General features: G+C 62.8%; 15 protein-coding genes. 6 read left to right on the top strand and 9 right to left on the bottom strand.

Annotated features, from left to right (window positions below; all coding sequences use genetic code 11):
* Positions 1–86: 86 nt before the first annotated feature.
* From NKG95_RS28080 to NKG95_RS28055, 6 genes are all read right to left on the bottom strand, one after another.
* On the bottom strand, positions 87–896 hold the full coding sequence (locus tag NKG95_RS28080; protein ID WP_352482180.1) for a molybdopterin-binding protein: 810 nt from the start codon (positions 894–896) through the stop codon (positions 87–89).
* A gap of 1 nt (position 897) precedes the next feature.
* A complete protein-coding gene (locus tag NKG95_RS28075) occupies positions 898–1776 on the bottom strand; it encodes a cytochrome b/b6 domain-containing protein (RefSeq protein ID WP_353025105.1) in 879 nt (292 codons plus the stop codon).
* 101 nt (positions 1777–1877) lie between these two features.
* Positions 1878–2555, bottom strand: a complete 678-nt coding sequence (locus NKG95_RS28070) for a DUF1345 domain-containing protein (protein ID WP_352482182.1) — start codon at positions 2553–2555, stop codon at positions 1878–1880.
* A gap of 4 nt (positions 2556–2559) precedes the next feature.
* Positions 2560–3027 carry a YaiI/YqxD family protein gene (locus NKG95_RS28065; RefSeq protein ID WP_023720123.1) on the bottom strand — a complete coding sequence of 156 codons (468 nt, stop codon included), beginning with the start codon at positions 3025–3027 and terminating at the stop codon, positions 2560–2562.
* 66 nt (positions 3028–3093) lie between these two features.
* Positions 3094–3663, bottom strand: a complete 570-nt coding sequence (gfa, locus tag NKG95_RS28060; protein ID WP_353018778.1) for an S-(hydroxymethyl)glutathione synthase — start codon at positions 3661–3663, stop codon at positions 3094–3096.
* A 73-nt stretch (positions 3664–3736) separates the two neighbouring features.
* Complete coding sequence (locus NKG95_RS28055; RefSeq protein ID WP_353043093.1) at positions 3737–4864, bottom strand: S-(hydroxymethyl)glutathione dehydrogenase/class III alcohol dehydrogenase; 1128 nt, start codon at positions 4862–4864, stop codon at positions 3737–3739.
* 213 nt (positions 4865–5077) lie between these two features.
* Here NKG95_RS28055 and NKG95_RS28050 point away from each other — a divergent pair, with 213 nt between their 5' ends.
* The 3 genes from NKG95_RS28050 to NKG95_RS28040 all read left to right on the top strand — a co-directional run bounded on the left by NKG95_RS28050 (position 5078) and on the right by NKG95_RS28040 (position 11957).
* On the top strand, positions 5078–7090 hold the full coding sequence (locus tag NKG95_RS28050) for an acetyl-CoA carboxylase biotin carboxylase subunit (protein ID WP_353043092.1): 2013 nt from the start codon (positions 5078–5080) through the stop codon (positions 7088–7090).
* A gap of 477 nt (positions 7091–7567) precedes the next feature.
* Complete coding sequence (gene dnaE, locus NKG95_RS28045) at positions 7568–11095, top strand: DNA polymerase III subunit alpha (RefSeq protein ID WP_353043091.1); 3528 nt, start codon at positions 7568–7570, stop codon at positions 11093–11095.
* Between the two features lie 58 nt (positions 11096–11153).
* Positions 11154–11957: an ion channel gene (locus tag NKG95_RS28040; RefSeq protein ID WP_352482189.1), complete on the top strand. Its 804-nt coding sequence runs from the start codon at positions 11154–11156 to the stop codon at positions 11955–11957.
* A gap of 9 nt (positions 11958–11966) precedes the next feature.
* Here NKG95_RS28040 and NKG95_RS28035 read toward each other — a convergent pair whose 3' ends face one another.
* Entirely contained in the window at positions 11967–12848 is an 882-nt protein-coding gene (locus NKG95_RS28035; RefSeq protein WP_352482190.1) for a DMT family transporter, read from the bottom strand.
* Between the two features lie 174 nt (positions 12849–13022).
* Between NKG95_RS28035 and NKG95_RS28030 the strand changes: the two genes are divergently transcribed.
* A complete protein-coding gene (locus NKG95_RS28030) occupies positions 13023–13529 on the top strand; it encodes a hypothetical protein (protein ID WP_353005361.1) in 507 nt (168 codons plus the stop codon).
* 5 nt (positions 13530–13534) lie between these two features.
* Here NKG95_RS28030 and NKG95_RS28025 read toward each other — a convergent pair whose 3' ends face one another.
* Positions 13535–14863 carry a DNA polymerase IV gene (locus NKG95_RS28025; RefSeq protein ID WP_023720118.1) on the bottom strand — a complete coding sequence of 443 codons (1329 nt, stop codon included), beginning with the start codon at positions 14861–14863 and terminating at the stop codon, positions 13535–13537.
* Positions 14864–14931: 68 nt separating this feature from the next.
* Here NKG95_RS28025 and NKG95_RS28020 point away from each other — a divergent pair, with 68 nt between their 5' ends.
* Positions 14932–15507: a GNAT family N-acetyltransferase gene (locus tag NKG95_RS28020; protein WP_352855391.1), complete on the top strand. Its 576-nt coding sequence runs from the start codon at positions 14932–14934 to the stop codon at positions 15505–15507.
* 108 nt (positions 15508–15615) lie between these two features.
* Complete coding sequence (locus NKG95_RS28015) at positions 15616–17100, top strand: hypothetical protein (RefSeq protein WP_353043090.1); 1485 nt, start codon at positions 15616–15618, stop codon at positions 17098–17100.
* Positions 17101–17166: 66 nt separating this feature from the next.
* On the opposite strand, the gene NKG95_RS28010 is transcribed toward NKG95_RS28015, so the two are convergent.
* Complete coding sequence (locus NKG95_RS28010) at positions 17167–17466, bottom strand: DUF3572 domain-containing protein (protein WP_292657779.1); 300 nt, start codon at positions 17464–17466, stop codon at positions 17167–17169.
* Positions 17467–17532: the final 66 nt, after the last annotated feature.

Raw genomic sequence — 17532 nt, 5'->3', positions numbered from 1 at the left:
CTCAATCTCCTCTTACAACGAAGATTGAAGAAGATTGAATCAGTGCTTCAGGACTGCTGCAACCCGGACTTTTTCAACATTATCGGTCAGATGCCGCCGTACCAGTCGTAGCCATTGTCCTCCCAATAGCCGCCTCTGCCGCCGCCGAGATTGGCAAAGCCGTCGACCAGCTCGATCTTGGTGAGATATTTCGGCATTTTGTAGCCGAGCTGGCGCTCGACGCGGACGCGTAGCGGCGCGCCGTTCTCGACCGGCAACGGCTTGCCGTTGACCCCATAGGCAAGGATCGTTTGCGGATGACGGGCATCGATCAGGTCGATCGAGCCGTAATATTTGATATCGCCGGCAAGGCTGCGGTCGATCGTATCGAGGCAGTGGAACATGACGTAGCGCGCCTGCGGCTTGACCACCGCCTGGTCGAGCACCAGCGACAGTGGCGTGCCGGTCCATTTGGCAATGCAGCTCCAGCCCTCGACGCAGTCGTGGCGGGTGATCTGGGTGCGGCTCGGCATGTTCATCAGCTGCTCGCGGCTCAGCGACAGTGGTTTTTCGACGAGGCCGGAAACCTCCAGCCGCCAGTCGGCGAAATCGTTGGCGAGCAGGCCCTTGTAGAAATCGTCGTCGGGCGCGGTGACGCCGTTCGGCCGCTGCGGCTGGCGAATGTCGGCCTCGGTGAACTCCGGCGCCAGCGCGTCACGGCCGGCAAGCAGCCGCTGCGCCCGCCAGGTCAGCCCATTGGCGCTTTCGAGGAAGCTGCGCAGGCCGTCGCCGACGCCAAGCTGGCTGTCGAAGGCGTCGCAGCCCGAAAGCATGATGCCGGAAAGGCCGAGGCTGGCCGAGGTCAGGAACTTTCTTCGGCTTATCTGTAGCTTGGGGCTGATCTCGAATTTCGCCATGTCAGGCGCTCCTCTCGGGTGCTTTGTCGCCATTCGCCGGCGGGTCGGTTCGATACCAGCCGGTGATAATCGAACGCAGCTCGTTGATCGGGCCGGCGGCCAGGATCATCAGGATGTGGATGACGAAGAAGGCGACGAGCAGCAGCATCACCGTGAAGTGAATGGTGCGCGCCGTCTGCCGGCCGCCGAGCAGGTCGTTCAGGAATGGCAGCACCGAGTTCATGCTCGGCGACATGGCCAGGCCGGTGATGATCATCAGCGGCAGCAGCACGAACAGCACGCCGCCATAGGCCATCTTCTGCAAGGTGTTGTATTCGCGCCTGTGGTGGAACCTGAACCTGGCATGGTCGACAATGTCTCGCGGCAGCCGCCTGAAATCATCGAGGCGCGGGGCAAGATCGCGCCGCAAATGGCCGTTGATCAGACTGGCGACCAGCCAGACCAGCAGCGTGGTGGTCAGCACCCAGGCGAAAAAGAAATGAACGACGCGCGCGGTGCCGAGATCGTAGTAGGAAGGGATCGTCGCCCAGGACGGGAAGGCGCGGGAGGTCTCCTGGCCGGCCGGACCCGACCAGCCGAGCACGCCGGTGGTATCGAAGCGCTTGCCGAAGATGTCGGTGTAGCCGCGCGGGCCAGTCACCGTGTTTTCGGCGCCAATGGCGAAGATGGTGTTGTTGTAGCCAAAGCCCGACTCCTTGCCGATGTAGAGCTGTGGGCGGGCGTTAAATATTTGCAGACCGGAAAGCAGCATGAAGAACAGCGCGATCGCCCACAGCCAATGCGTCAGCCGCGTCCAGCGCGACTGCCGATAGATCAGCGTCGCATCGCTCGGCGCGGCGGTATCTGCTTCGGCGGCTTGGTTTCTGGCAAGCGATTCCATCTGTTGTTCCCTCCGGCCGCACGTTCGCCGCGGCCTGTCAGATCTCTTCTCCTCCCAATACGTCGCCAGCTTAAGCGATGTTTCACCCGATCCCGGATTTATTACGGACTGCCGAGGCTGACTGCGAGGTTGACCGCGGCTGCCACGATCACCGTGTTGAAGAAGAACGACAGGATCGAATGCACAAGCACGACACGGCGCATTTGCGAGGTTGTGATGTTGGTGTCGGCAGTTTGCGCCGTCATGCCGATCACTGTCGCAAAATAGAGGAAATCCGAGCCTTCCGGCCGTTTGCCGCCCGGGAAGTCGAGGCCGCCGACCGGAATTTTCTTTTTGGTGTCGCCATCCATCGCGTCGCCGTCCAACCAATAGAGATGTGCGTAGTGAAGTGCCGCCATCGCATGGATGGTCAACCAGCCAAGCGGGATAGACAACAACGCCACCGTAAGCTCGACGGGATCCGCGCTCTTCTCCCTGTTGATCAATTGAAACAACGAGATGATGGCAATTGCGACCACAACCAGCGTGACCGCGAAGATGGCCAGCACCGGCAGGTCCGTGTCGCCTGCATTCTTGCGCAGATAGCTGCCAGTAAGCCGCGGCATGTGAGCGACGACAAGACAGAGATAGGCGGCAAAGAACACATTGGCGCCGATCGAATAGGCAAGCGGCGCACGCCAGATCAGCGCTGCGGCGAAGGCTGCCACGCCGATGCAGGCCGACAGCGCGAACGGCGTGTGGCGTTGCATGGGCATCCTGGTGGGGGTACCGGTCGTCATGGTTTCAGTCCGCTGAGGCGGATTTCAGCGCCCGCCGCAAGATGCGGTCAAGCTCGCCGAGAAACCGCGAGCGATCCTGCGGCGCGAAGCTCGAATTGTAGCCCTTGCTTTCGCCGGTCTCGCGCAGGTGCTGCTTGAGGTCGCGCATCGCCACCGCCATGCCGATCGTCTCAGGCGTAAACGGGCGTCCCGTCGGGCCGAGTACATGGGCGCCAAGCGCCACCGCGCGGGCAGCAAGCGGGATGTCGGCGGTCACCACGATGTCGTTGGGCCGGGCATTTTCGACGATCCAGTCGTCGGCGGCGTCGGCGCTCTTGGAGACGACGACATTGCGGATCATCGGATCGCGCGATGGACGCAAGCCGCCATTGGAGACGAAGGTGACGACGATGCCGTGCCGCTCGGCAACCTTTTCGACCTCGGCCTTCACTGGGCAGGCATCGGCATCGACGAGAATAGCGGGTGCGGGCATCGTTGTTCCAAATGTGAAAGAGCCGGGCGACGTCGCCCGGCTCGATCGATGATAGTCGAGCGGCTACTAGGCCGGCAACGCGCCGGATCTCTTTGCCGTCCAGGTGGCGATATAGTCCATCAAGCCAGGATTGAGGCAGTCATAGGGTTCGAGCCCGATCGACTTCAGCTGTGACCTTATGCCATCCATACGGCTCGGATCGACACCGGATTCGATGATCGACGAGACGAAGGCGGTGAAACCCGGAGGCGACCAGCCGTCCTCCTGGAAGCGCTCCGGATGGATGAAGGACAGCCCCTTGAACGCGTGATCGCGCTCGACCGGGCCATGCATGTGGACGCCGCAGCCCGTGCAGGCATGGCGCAGGATCAGCGCGCCCGGATCGACCACCTTCAGCTTGTCGCCGTTTTCGGTCACCGTCACGTCGCCCGTACCGGCAACCGCCACGACCGAGAACAGTGCGCCTTCCGGCTTCCAGCATTTGGTGCAGCCGCAGGCATGGTTGTGGGCGATCTGGCCCTTGACCTTCACCTTGACCGGATTGCTGGTGCAGGCGCAGACCAGCGTCCCGCCGGCAAAGTCGGCCTTTTCCCTGGGCAGTCCATTGTCGATTTTCGGATGCAGTTTTTCCGGCATTTTTGTCTCCTCCCTTGTTGAACATGTGCATTTTCGGCCGCTGGCTGATTGGCCGGCGGCTTTCTCCTCCTCCTCAGTAAACTACCACGCTCCTGATCGACTTGCCTTCATGCATAAGGTCAAACCCCTTATTGATGTCCTCGAGCTTCAGCGTGTGGGTGATCATCGGATCGATCTCGATCTTGCCGTCCATGTACCAGTCGACGATCTTCGGCACGTCGGTGCGGCCGCGCGCGCCGCCGAAAGCGGTGCCCATCCAGGTGCGGCCGGTGACCAGTTGGAACGGCCGCGTCGAGATCTCCTGTCCGGCGCCGGCAACGCCGATGATGACCGACTTGCCCCAGCCACGGTGGGACGATTCAAGCGCCTGCCGCATGACTTTCGTGTTGCCGGTGCAGTCGAACGTGTAGTCGGCACCGCCGATCTGGTCGGCGCCGCGCTTGGTCATGTTGACGAGATGAGCCACGATATCGCCGTCGATCTCCTTCGGATTGACGAAATGCGTCATGCCGAATTTCTCGCCCCAGGCCTTCTTGTCGTTGTTCAGGTCGACGCCGATGATCAGGTCGGCGCCGGCAAGGCGCAGGCCCTGGATGACGTTGAGGCCGATGCCGCCAAGGCCGAAGACGACAGCGGTCGCGCCTTGCTCGACCTTGGCCGTGTTGATCACCGCGCCGATGCCGGTGGTGACGCCGCAGCCGATGTAGCAGATCTTGTCGAAGGGGGCGTCGGCATTGACCTTGGCCACCGCGATCTCGGGCAGCACGGTGAAGTTGGAGAAGGTCGAGCAGCCCATATAGTGGAACAGCTTGTCCTTGCCGATCGAGAAGCGCGACGTGCCGTCAGGCATCAAGCCTTGACCCTGCGTGGCACGGATGGCGGTGCAGAGGTTGGTCTTGCGCGACAGGCAGGACGGGCACTGCCGGCATTCCGGCGTATAAAGCGGGATGACATGGTCGCCCTTCTTGACCGAGGTGACGCCCTTGCCGACGTCGACGACGATGCCGGCGCCCTCATGGCCGAGGATCGCCGGAAACAGGCCTTCCGGGTCGGCGCCCGACAGTGTGAACTCGTCGGTGTGGCAGATGCCGGTTGCCTTGATCTCGACCAGCACCTCGCCATCACGGGGACCTTCGAGGTCGACCTCCATGATCTCCAGCGGCTTTCCGGCGGCGACGGCGACAGCGGCGCGCGTTTTCATCAGGCAATCCTCCCATGGCAGTCTGCAATCCAGGTTAGATTTAACTTACCACTCAGCTCTGCGCTATGCACGAAGCGACGTTCTGATCCCGGATTTTCGTCAGAGCTCGCCGATTTGCGTCCGGGATAGGCTCCGACTTTGCCTTGACCGGCCCCCTGAAGCCCATAAAACGGGAAGCCCGGAAAAGAAGGGCAGCCGAGGGACGAGGCCTGCATGTTCACAAAGATCCTGATCGCCAACCGTGGCGAGATCGCCTGCCGTGTGATCAAGACGGCGCGCAAGATGGGCATCGCCACCGTCGCGGTCTATTCCGACGCCGACCGCGATGCCGTGCATGCCGAAATGGCTGACGAGGCGGTGCATATCGGCCCTTCTCCCGCCGCGCAAAGCTATCTGGCCCCGGAAAAGATCATCGCCGCCTGCAAGGCGACAGGGGCCGAGGCCGTGCATCCCGGCTACGGTTTCCTGTCCGAGCGGGCATCCTTCTGCGAGGCGCTGGAGCAGGAAGGCATCGTCTTCATCGGCCCGAAGCCCAAGGCCATCAAGGCAATGGGCGACAAGATCGAATCGAAGAAGTTCGCCAACGCGGCCAAGGTTTCGACGGTGCCCGGCTGGCTTGGCGTCATCGAAAACGTCGCCCATGCCGAAAAGATCGCCGGCGAAATCGGCTATCCCGTGATGATCAAGGCCTCCGCCGGCGGCGGCGGCAAGGGCATGCGCATCGCCTGGAGCAAGGCCGAGGTGCGCGACGGCTTCGACCGGGCGCGCTCGGAAGCCAAAAGCTCGTTCGGCGATGACCGCGTCTTCATCGAGAAGTTCATCGTCGATCCGCGCCATATCGAAATCCAGGTGCTTGCCGACGCGCATGGCAACACGCTCTATCTCGGCGAGCGCGAATGCTCGATCCAGCGCCGCAACCAGAAGGTCGTAGAGGAGGCGCCGTCGCCGTTCCTCGATCCCAAGACCCGCAAAGCCATGGGCGAGCAGTCTGTGGCGCTGGCCAAGGCGGTCGACTACCAGAGCGCCGGCACGGTCGAATTCATCGTCGATAGCGACAAGAACTTCTATTTCCTGGAAATGAATACGCGCTTGCAGGTCGAGCATCCGGTGACGGAACTGGTCACCGGCATCGACCTGGTCGAGCAGATGATCCGCGTGGCGGCCGGCGAAAAGCTCGCCATCAAACAGGGCGACATCAAGCTGAACGGCTGGGCGGTGGAAAGCCGCCTCTATGCCGAAGACCCGTATCGCAACTTTCTGCCGTCGATTGGCCGGTTGACGAGATACCGGCCGCCGGAAGAGGGGCAATTTGGCGAAATAGTCATCCGCAACGATACTGGCGTCACCGAAGGCTCGGAAATCTCGATGTTCTATGATCCGATGGTCGCCAAGCTGTGCACCTGGGCGCCGACACGGCTTGCGGCAATAGATGCGATGTCGGAAGCGCTGGACAGGTTCGTTGTCGACGGCATCGAGCACAACATACCGTTCCTGGCGGCGCTGATGCAGCATCCGCGCTGGCGGGAAGGGCTGATATCGACCGCTTTCATCGCCGAGGAATACCCAGACGGCTTCGCGCCGATCGTGCCAGACGCCGAGGAGAAAGCGGTGCTGGCCGCGATCGCCACCGCGGTCGAACTGCTGCGCCGCGACCGGCTCGACCGGCTGGGCGGGCGGCTGGCGCCGCATTCCGGCGCCTTGAAACGCGATTGGGCGGTGAAGATCGGCCGGGATTATCTTTCGGTCGCCATCGTCGAAGGCATGATTTCCATTCCGATGGAGCTCGACCTCACAATCGACGGCGGCAAGGCACTGAGGGTGACCTCCGACTGGCGGCCGGGCGATCTCATCTGGCGCGGCACGGTCGGCGGCCGCAAAGTCGCGGCGCAGGTCAGGCCGGTGCTGAACGGGTTCCGCCTTGCCTGGAAAGGCATGTCTGTGACAGCCCGCGCCATGCTGCCGCGCACGGCCGAACTCGAAAGGCTGATGCCGGAAAAAGTGGCGCCGGACACGTCGAAGATGCTGCTCTGCCCGATGCCTGGCCTCGTCGTGTCGATCGCGGTTGCCGAGGGGCAGGAGGTCAAGGCCGGCGAGACGCTGGCTGTGGTCGAGGCGATGAAGATGGAAAACGTGCTGCGCGCCGAGCGCGATCTCATCGTATCGAAGCTCAACGCCAAGCCCGGCGACAGCCTTGCGGTCGATGCGGTGATCATGCAATTCGCGTGAGGCTGAAATCCGCCTCGGCGCCGGCCTGGGACGTTGGAGATTAGCGAAAGCCGAGGTGACGGCCAATCTCCCCCCTCGTGGGGGAGATGTCCGGCAGGACAGAGAGTGGCGCGAAGAAACGCGACCTGACAATTCGTTGGGCAACGAGGCTCGGGCGTGCGGAATTCGCTTTTTTGCCGCCGCAACGTATTTTGTTCTTGCTTTGTGCCGGCAGCTATGCTATTAATCTGGGTATGGTGCTAAATGGCTCCAACGACCCGCCCGCTGTGGCGGGTTTTTTGTTTTCAGGCCTGACGTCGGCGGGACAGCGCCCCTCTCTGTCCTGCCGGACATCTCCCCCACGAGGGGGGAGATTGGCAGGTTCGGCGGTTGCTCTAAACTCACAAAGCTCCAATCGCTTCCGCTGGACTCGTGTTACCCGGTGCCGGACAATACATCTTCATCGACTGAGTCCTTGTGAGGCGGCGCGAAAAAACCATGGCGGATGAGAGACTTCCACGCGATCCCTTGCTGCGCGAGGCCTATGCGAAGGCGTCGCGGGCGGAGCAGGCGGCGCGTCGGTTCATTCATCTGCGCGTGCATTCGGCCTATTCTCTGCTCGAAGGCGCCTTGCAGCTCGGCAAGATCGTCGGCCATGCGGTGCAGGACGAGTGCCCGGCAATCGCCGTCACCGACACCAACAATCTGTTCGGCGCGCTGGAATTCGCCCAGAAGGCGGTAAAGGACGGCATTCAGCCGATCATCGGCTGCCAGATCGACCTCGCCTTTTCCGGTGAGGCGAGCGACAGCCAGCGCGACCGCAGGCGGCAAGGACCGGAGATGCGGCCGGTCGTCCTGATCGCCGCAACCGAGGCCGGCTACGGCAATCTGGTCAGGCTGGTCAGCCGCGTCTACCTCGAGACACCGCCCGGCGAAGCGGTGCATCTGACGACCGAGATGCTGCAGGGCCACTCCGACGGTCTGATCTGCCTTACGGGCGGGCCGCGAGGCCCGATCGGCAATGCCTTGAAAGAGGACCGCCGCGAACTCGCCGAGACCCGGCTCCTGGCGCTCAAGGGCCTGTTCGGCGACCGGCTCTATGTCGAGCTTGAGCGCGTCTCCGGCTATGACCGCACGATCGAGCAGTCGTCGGTCGACCTCGCCTACCGCCACGATCTGCCGCTGGTTGCCACCAACGAGGCGTTTTTCTTTTCTCGTGAAGACTATGAGGCGCATGACGCGCTGATCGCCATCGCCGAAGGCTCCGTGGTTGCGGCCGACAATCGCCGCCGCCTTTCGCCCGACCACTTCCTGAGAAGCCAGGCCGATATGGCGAGGCTGTTCGCCGACCTGCCGGAAGCAATCGACAACACCGTCGAGATCGCGCTGCGCTGCTCCTACTATCCGAAGACCCGCAACCCGATCCTGCCGCGCTTTGCCGGCCGCGATGTCGCCGACGCCGACGCGGCGGTTAAAGCGGAGGCGCAGGAGCTTGCCCGGCAGGCGCATGAAGGGCTGGAGGCGCGGCTGGCGGCGCATGGGCTCACACCCGGCTACACGGCCGAGCAATATCGCGAGAGGCTGGATTTCGAGCTCGGGGTCATCGAGAAGATGAAATATCCCGGCTATTTCCTGATCGTTGCCGACTTCATCAAATGGGCCAAGGCGCAAGGCATTCCGGTCGGGCCGGGCCGCGGTTCGGGCGCCGGCTCGCTGGTTGCGTATTCGACGACTATCACCGACATCGATCCGCTGCGCTTTTCGCTGCTGTTCGAGCGCTTTCTCAATCCCGACCGCGTGTCGATGCCCGACTTCGACATCGACTTCTGCCAGGACCGGCGCGAGGAGGTCATCCGCTACGTCCAGCAGAAATACGGCCGCGACCAGGTCGGCCAGATCATCACCTTCGGCACGCTACAGGCGCGCGCGGTGCTGCGCGACGTCGGCCGCGTGCTGCAGATGCCTTATGGTCAGGTCGATAAACTGAGCAAGATGGTGCCGTCGAACCCGGCCAATCCAGTCAAGCTCGCCGACGCCATCGCCAACGAGCCGCGCTTTGCCGAAGAGGCCGAGCGGGAGCCGATCGTGCAAACGCTGCTCGACACGGCGCAGAAACTGGAAGGTCTCTACCGCCACGCCTCGACGCACGCCGCCGGTATCGTCATCGGCGACCGGCCGCTGTGGGAACTGGTGCCGATGTACCGCGATCCGCGCTCGGACATGCCGGTCACCCAGTTCAACATGAAATATGTCGAGCAGGCCGGGCTGGTGAAATTCGACTTCCTTGGGCTGAAGACGCTGACCGTGCTGGACAGGGCGGTCAAGCTGATCCGCCGCCGCGGCATCGAGATCGATCTCGCCCACATTCCGCTCGACGACCCGGAAACCTACGCCATGCTGTCGCGCGGCGAGGTGGTCGGCGTGTTCCAGGTGGAAAGTGCCGGCATGCGCAAGGCGCTGATCGGCATGCGGCCCGACTGTATCGAGGACATCATCGCGCTGGTCGCGCTCTACCGGCCGGGGCCGATGGAGAACATCCCGACCTACAACGCCAGAAAGCACGGCGAGGAGGAGATGGCGTCGATCCACCCGAAGATCGACCATCTCGTCAAGGAGACGCAAGGCGTCATCGTCTACCAGGAACAGGTGATGCAGATCGCGCAGGAGCTTTCCGGCTATTCGCTAGGCGAAGCCGATCTGCTGCGCCGCGCCATGGGCAAGAAAATCCGCGCCGAGATGGACAAGCAGCGCGAGCGCTTTGTTTCCGGTGCGGTCGAGCGCGGCGTCGGCAAGCCGCAAGCCGACTTCATCTTCGACCTGCTGGCAAAGTTTGCCGACTACGGTTTCAACAAATCGCATGCGGCCGCTTATGCCGTCGTCTCCTACCAGACCGCTTATCTGAAGGCGCATGACCCGGTCGAATTCCTGGCGGCATCGATGACGCTCGACATGGGCAATACGGACAAGCTCGCCGATTTCCGCCAGGATGCGCTGCGTCTCGGCATCGAAGTGGTGGCGCCATCGGTGATGACGTCGTTCCGGGATTTCGAGGTCGGCGAGAACCGCATCTTCTATTCGCTGGCCGCGCTCAAGGGCGTCGGCGACGCGGCGGTCGAGCACATCGTCGCCACGCGCGGCGAAAAACCGTTCAAGAGCCTCGCCGATTTCTGCGAAAGGGTCGATCCGAAGATCGTCGGCAAGCGCGTCTTCGAAAGCCTGATTATGGCCGGCGCGCTCGACTGCTTCGGCCTCGACCGCGCGGCGATGATGGCCGGCGTCGAGCGGATGATGGGGCTGGCATCGCTGGCGCAGCAGAATGCCGTCACCGGCCAGCATGACATTTTTGGCGCCTCGCTTGGCGCACAGTCGCAGGCACTCAACCTGCCGGCGACCGACCCCTGGCTCGCCGCCGACCGCCTGCACCGCGAATTCCAGGTGGTTGGATTCTATCTCTCGGCGCATCCGCTCGACGAATACAAGGCGGCGCTGCAGAAAATGCGGGTGCAGACCTGGGGCGAGTTTTCGGCCGCCGTCAAACGCGGTGCTGCCGCCGGCCGGCTTGCCGGCACTGTGACCACAAAGCAGGAACGCAAGACGCGCACCGGCAACAAGATGGGCGTCGTGCAGTTTTCCGACACGTCGGGCCAGTATGAAGCGGTGCTGTTCTCGGAAGGGCTGGCACAATACCGCGACCTGCTCGAACCCGGCCGCTCGGTGGTGATCACCGTTTCGGCCGAGGACAGGCCGGAAGGCGTCAATCTGCGCATCCAGACCGTGCAGTCGCTGGAGGACGAGGCAAGCCGCATCCAGAAAGCGCTGCGCATCTTCGTCAGAAATGACGCACCGGCATCGACAATCCAATCGCAACTTGGGCAGCGTGGCGACAGTCAGGTGAGCATCATCGTCATCAAGGAAGGCGGCGAGGGCGAGGTCGAGATTGAGTTGCCCAACCGCTACCGCGTCTCGCCGCAGATCGCGTCGGCGATGCGCGCTGTGCCAGGCGTGGTGGAAGTGGAGCTGGTGTAGCCGGCTGCCCGGCTGGCAACACTGGACGGCTGGTGGCCCAAACGTTATCGCAGTCGCCATGAATGCAATAGACAAGAGTGGAGCGCAGGATTCTTCAGCCTTGGCGCGGCTCCGCGACATGCTGCGCAAGCTATATCACGGGCGCACAGCGGCGGCGTTCCGGTTTCAGCTTGCGGCTGTTGTCATCGACCTCGCCATCATTGCCTTTTTTATTGCCACGCCGGTGATCCAGAAGTCGTCCTCGTTCCTCTGGCTGGACTACTCCGTGGCAGCACTCGTCGCCGCCGACATGATTGCCCGGCTGCTTGCCTCCAACGACATGCTGCGCCTGATGAGACAGCCGGCGTCGTGGATCGATGCCTTCATCCTGCTGACTCTGCTGATGCCTACGGCGCTGGCCAATCTCGGTTTTTTGCGCATCCTGCGGCTGTGGTCGCTGTCGCGTAGCGGCGCGCTGTGGCGATTTCTCGAGATGCGCGGCTTCAGGCGATGGCGCGAGGCGAGCCGCGCGGTCATCAATTTCCTGACGTTCCTCTTTGTCATCACCGGCTTCGTCTACACCTTCTTCTTCCGCACCGTGGGCGGTCTCGAAGGCTATGTCGATGCGCTGTATTTCACCGTCGCCACAGTTACCACGACCGGTTTCGGTGACATCGTCCTGCCCGGCGTGGCCGGCAAGCTCACCGCGATCGCCACCATGATCATCGGCATATCGCTGTTCGTCAGGCTTGCGCAGGCGCTCTTCCGTCCCACCAAGGTGTTCTTTCCTTGCCCGCAATGCGGGCTGCAGCGGCACGAGCCCGACGCCGTCCATTGCAAGGCCTGTGGGCACGTTCTGAACATACCCGACGATGGCGATTGAATTGCAGGGCTACGATGCTGCCACCTCAGCCGGTTTGGCGGCTTTTTTCTGCAGATTGAGCAGATTGCCGAGCAGGATCAGCAGGGCGCCGCTGGCGGTGAAGGCGTCGATCTGCTCGTGATAAAGCAGCCATCCGATCACCGCCGACAGCGGTACGCGCAAAAAGTCCATTGGCGAGATGACCGTCGCATCGGCATAGACAAGTGCGCGGGCCATGCAGAAATGCGACGACATGCCGGTAAACGCGATCAGCAGGATCCACGGCCAGAGTTCGAGCGGCGGGTTGCGCCATTCGTAAAGCGCCGGGACGAGGCCAAGCACCGACTGGATGATCAGCATCCAGAAGATGATACGCACGACGCTGTCCGTCCGCGTCAGCGACTTGACGAGGACCACCGAGACGCCGAAGCAGACTGCGGCTCCCAGCACGATAACATGCCCCGGATTGACTGCGCCGACGCCCGGACGCACGATGATCATCACGCCGATCAGCCCCAGCACGATTGCCGCAAGCCGTGGCCGGGAGAGCCTTTCGCCGAGGAAAGCGACCGCCAGCAGGGCGGTCCAGATCGGCGTCGTGAATTCGATCGAGATCAGCACCGCAAGCGGGATCAGCGTCAAGGCGTAAAGCCAGGCAGCCTGGCCGGTATAGTGGACGACGTTGCGGGCGATATGGGCCAGCGGACGCCCGGTGCGCATCGCCGGAAAACCGCCTGACATCATGACCAGCGGCAGCAGCATGAAAAAGCCGATCACCGAGCGCAGCTCGAGCACCTGGAAGACGTTGAGCTCTGCCGTCGTGGCCCGGCCGGCGACCGACATCGCCAGGAACGAGGCGATCGACAGCGCCATCCAGAACGCCGCCTTGGGGATCGAGGGTGCGGGTACCATGCGTGCTATGTCGCAAGCCGGCGCTTTCATCGCAACCGCTAGCCGCCGCATTCGACTGGGCCAGCCGTGAAGCGTTGCAAACAGTGATGTTGAAGCCGGAACCCGCCGCTGAGGGAAGCGTTGGTCCCTCAGTGTTTGCGTGCTGTGTTTTGGATACCAACGAGGAGCGGTCCGATGAAATCACTCGCACGATTTGTACTTGCCGGCTGCCTGGCGGCCGGGGCCGGCGCAGCGCATGCCGACGATCCGGATTTTCTTCGCTCATTCCAGGGGGATTTCGCCGGCAAGGGCATCGTCAAGGTCACCACCGATGCGCCGACGGTGAATGTCTCCTGTCACTTCAATTCCGACGCGACGTCGAACTCATTGTCGCTCGACGGCAGCTGCCGCGGTCTTATCTTGGTGACGCGCGACATCAGCGCGGACCTCAGGTCCAGCGGGACGAAATACAGCGGCACCTATGTCGGATCGCGCACCGGGCCGGCGCAATTGAGCGGCAGCCGAAAAGGCAACGCAATCAATCTCGGCATCCGCTGGGCCAAGGAGGTCAATGGCGATCGCAAGGCGCAAATGACGGTCGAGAAGAATGGCGAGGACGGCATGCGGCTGACCGTTATCGACGTCGACCCGAAAACCGGCGAGCGCGTGATTACCAGCCGGATCGATCTGCGGCGCACTTAGCACTATCACTCCTCGATCGGTTCGGGCGGGTGCGCATCACGGCCCTTGCCGAAGGTATAGCCGGTTTCCACCGCCCTGCGGCCGAACTTGCCGCGCAGCGTGTCGATGGCGCCTTCGGCCATGGCGCGCTTGCGTGACTTGACGTCGACCAGGTCGGGCGGGTCCGCCCGGTCATCGTCGGAGAGATCGCTGACGCCAATGCCGAGCAGCCGGTATTTCGTGCCATCCGCTTCCTTGCGCAGCAGCTCGAGCCCGGTCTGAAAGATGCGGTCGGCCAGCCGGGTCGGATCGCCGAGCTGGCGATTGCGCGTGCGGATCTTGAAATCCTGGGTCTTCAGCTTGAGGACGACGGTGCGTCCGGCAATGCCGGATTTTTTCAGCCGGGCCGAGACTTTCTCCGCCAGCGCCCTCAGCACCGAAACCAGTTCCTCGACGGAGGCGATGTCGGTGTCGAAAGTGGTTTCCGCCGAGACGCTTTTCGCGTCCTGGTCGGGAACGACGCGGCGGTCGTCCTCGCCGCGCGAAAGCCGGTAGAGCCGGTCGCCCATGACGCCATAGCGGCGCATCAGGTCGCCGCGTTCCATGCGCTGCAGCTGGCCGATGGTGCGGATGCCGTCGCGCTCGAGCGTGGCGGCAAAGGCCTTGCCGACGCCCCAGATCAGCGTCACCGGCTGCTCGGCCAGGAAGCCGATAGCCTCGGCCTCGCCGATCACCGAAAAGCCGCGCGGCTTGCGGAAGTCCGAGGCCACCTTGGCCAGGAACTTGCAATAGGACAGGCCTGCCGAAACGGTGATGCCGATCTCCTTTTCGACGCTGAGAGCGAAGCGCGCCAGCACCACCGCAGGCGGCAGGCCATGCAGGCGCTCGGTGCCGGCGAGGTCGAGGAAGGCCTCATCGATCGAGAGCGGCTCGACCAGCGGCGTCAGCGCCTGCATCATGGCGCGCACCTCGCGGCCGACGCGGACGTATTTTTCCATGTCCGGCGGGAGGACCACCGCGTCCGGGCAGGCTTCGAGCGCCTTGAACATCGGCATTGCCGAGCGCACGCCATGGATGCGGGCGATATAGCAGGCGGTGGAGACGACGCCGCGCTTGCCGCCGCCGATGATCAACGGCCGGTCCTTCAATGCCGGGTTGTCGCGCTTTTCGACCGCCGCGTAGAACGCGTCGCAATCGATATGGGCAAGGCGCAGCCGGTAAAGCTCGGGATGGCGCGCAAGCCGCGGACTGCCGCAGCGCTCGCAACGGCGTGCCTCGCTGCGCTGAAAATTCAGGCAGTCGCGGCAAAAACCGTGTTCGGGATTGTTGACAGGGGCCGCCATCGCTGCGAACATAAAGAGAACAAATGCAATGGTACGTCAGGACGGACGCCACGACAAGGCGGTGGGCCGGGAGAGAGCTCATGAATACGACCATAGCGCCGCTAGTGCCCGAGCTTTGGGCGGATTTCGAAGATCTTTTCGGTAAGCAAGGCGCCTGCTACGGCTGCTGGTGCACACATTTCCGGCTGTCGCCGGCAGCGCGCCGCGCGAGCGACCGGGAGCGCAACAAGGATCATATCAAGGCGCGGATCGAGGCCGGGCCGCCGCCCGGCCTGCTGGCCTTCGAGGACGGCCGGGCAGTCGGCTGGATGCAGATCGGCCCGCGCGCCGACGTGCCCGAATGGAACAACCAGGGCAGGGGGTCGGCGCCGCTCGACCCCGCCGATGCCACCGATCCCGGCGTCTGGGCGATCTCCTGCTTTTTCATCCGCGCCAAGGCACGCGGCAGGGGCCTGTCGCACCGCCTGGTCACAGGCGGCATCGACTTCGCACGGGAAAATGGTGCCCGGCTGATCGAGGCCTGCCCGATCGATCTATCGAAGGATTCGCGCTCGATCGGGCTGTTCGTCGGCTCGTCGCGGGTCTTCGAAAAGGCCGGGTTCCAGCGATTGGTCGAGCGCAAGCCGGGCCGGCCGCTGGTGCGGCTGGTGCTTTAGGCAATGCCGCGGGCGACATCGATCCGTCCGGCTCGCCTTGCGGTTGTGATGGTAATTCCCTACCAGTGATAGAAACGGTTTGACGGCCGCGAATAAGTGAGGATCGACATGAAGCGCGTTTTGCCACTTGTTTTACTGCTTGCCTGCAGCGGACCGGCCTTCGGCCAAGCGGTCGACAGGCAAGGGGCGAAGCAGCTTTCCGACGATCTGGCGCGCTATATCGGAAAGAAGCTGTTCGATATCGGGTTCGTGAAAATTTCAGTCGACGGCGATGCCTACAAGCTCGCATTCGACTTCAAGCCAGTCACGGATTTGATGGCAAAGCAGCAAGCCTTCAAGTTCGACATCACGCCTTACTTCATCTTGGTCAAGCCGCGCAAAGATGGACACTGGGACGTTTCGGCGGACGTGTCCCCGAAGGGGTCTATCGATTTCGTTGGCCCTGAGGGGGCGCAGCACATCGACTTCTCCGTGTCGGACAACAAGTTCACCGGAGTTTATGACCCCGACCTGGCCGCTTTCGCGAGCGCAACCGGTTCGATGGCTGGCATGAGGATGACCACCCGAGAGCCCAAGCAGCAGGCGGATGTCACGGTCGGTCCTGGCACTGCCGTAATAGTTTCGACCAAATCCGCAAACGGCGGCGTCGATTTCACGGTGACGGAAAAAATAACGAACTTCGCCGAAACGATCAAAGTCAACGATCCCAAAAGTGGGTTGAGTTTTCCGGCTGCTGTAAAAGCGCCTGAACTTTCCGTGGATGCGGCCGGCAAGGGTTTGCGGACAAAGCCGCTGCTCGACCTGCTTGCTTTCATCGTGGCGACTGATGATGCAGCCAAATTCAAGGCGGATGGGGCGGAGTTCAAATCGCTTCTGACGGCAGCACTGCCGTTGTGGGAGCGGATCGACGGCACCTACGGCTTCAAGGACCTTGTGGTGGAGAGTCCGGTCGGCAAGTTCGGTGCGACGCAACTGAATACCGCTGTCGGCATGGACGGCATCGCCAAGGAAGGCAAGATCAACTACGCGTTCAAGGTTTCCGGCCTGACAATACCGCAGCAGGTGCTGCCCAGCTGGAGCGTTGCGTTGCTGCCGACGGATATCGACCTCAACTTCGGCGGCGCCAACATCGATCTGGACAGCATGGCGAAGAAAACCATCGAAACCCTTGATTTCAGCAAGGATCCACCGCTGCCGGCAGATTTCGGCAACCAGATCTCCGCCGATTTCCTGGCCAAGACGCCAAAGGCCATTCTCGGACACAGCACGATCAAGAACGGCAACATCGAGATTGCGATGGAAGGCGAGATGACCTTCCCCGGCAAGAAGCCGCGTGCAGACGTGACAATCGACATCACCGGCTACGACAAGATCGTGGAGACCTTGCAGACGGCGGCGAAGACGGACCCGCAGGCCGCGCAGTATTTTACCGGCGCGCTGGCGATCAAAGGGTTTGGCAAGACGCTGCCGGACGGCCGGCTTGAATGGGTGATCAACACCAAAGCCGACGGTTCGGTGACGGTCAACGGCGCCATGCTGAAGCCGGCCGACCCCGTTGGGACGGACAACAGTGGGGAAGAGGCAACGCCATAAAGCGCCAGCAGCGGCCCATCGTCGGCGGCAGGTTCTTCGATCTGCCCGCAGTCTCGGGATCGTCGCCTATATCGAATGCTCATGATTGTCGTCGCCGAGCGGCAGCGCCCGCAACGCCTTGCCCACTGCGGCGGGTGGCGTTCCGGTCTCCTCGGAAAAACGCATCAGCGTCGGCTCGTGGGCGAGGATGAACTGCAGCACGCCGGCCAGGAAACCCGGCTCGCCGGCCGCCCGGCGGATGGAATGGGCCTCGATGCCGGTGATCGCCAGGAAGCGGGGCAGAAGTTCCGGATCGGCGGCGACGAAGCCCAACGCCTTTACGGCAATGGTTTCGGCTTCCTCGCGCATTGACGCTGCGTTTGCCATCGCTACTTTTCCTTCGTGGGCGGAATCGTTCTGTTTTCGCAGTAGTGGCAAGTGTTGCCGGCAGCA

This window comes from Mesorhizobium sp. M1423, assembly GCF_040317575.1.
Lineage (GTDB): Bacteria > Pseudomonadota > Alphaproteobacteria > Rhizobiales > Rhizobiaceae > Mesorhizobium.
Note: the sequence above shows the minus strand (reverse complement) of the source record. Positions and strands in the feature narration are given on the sequence as shown.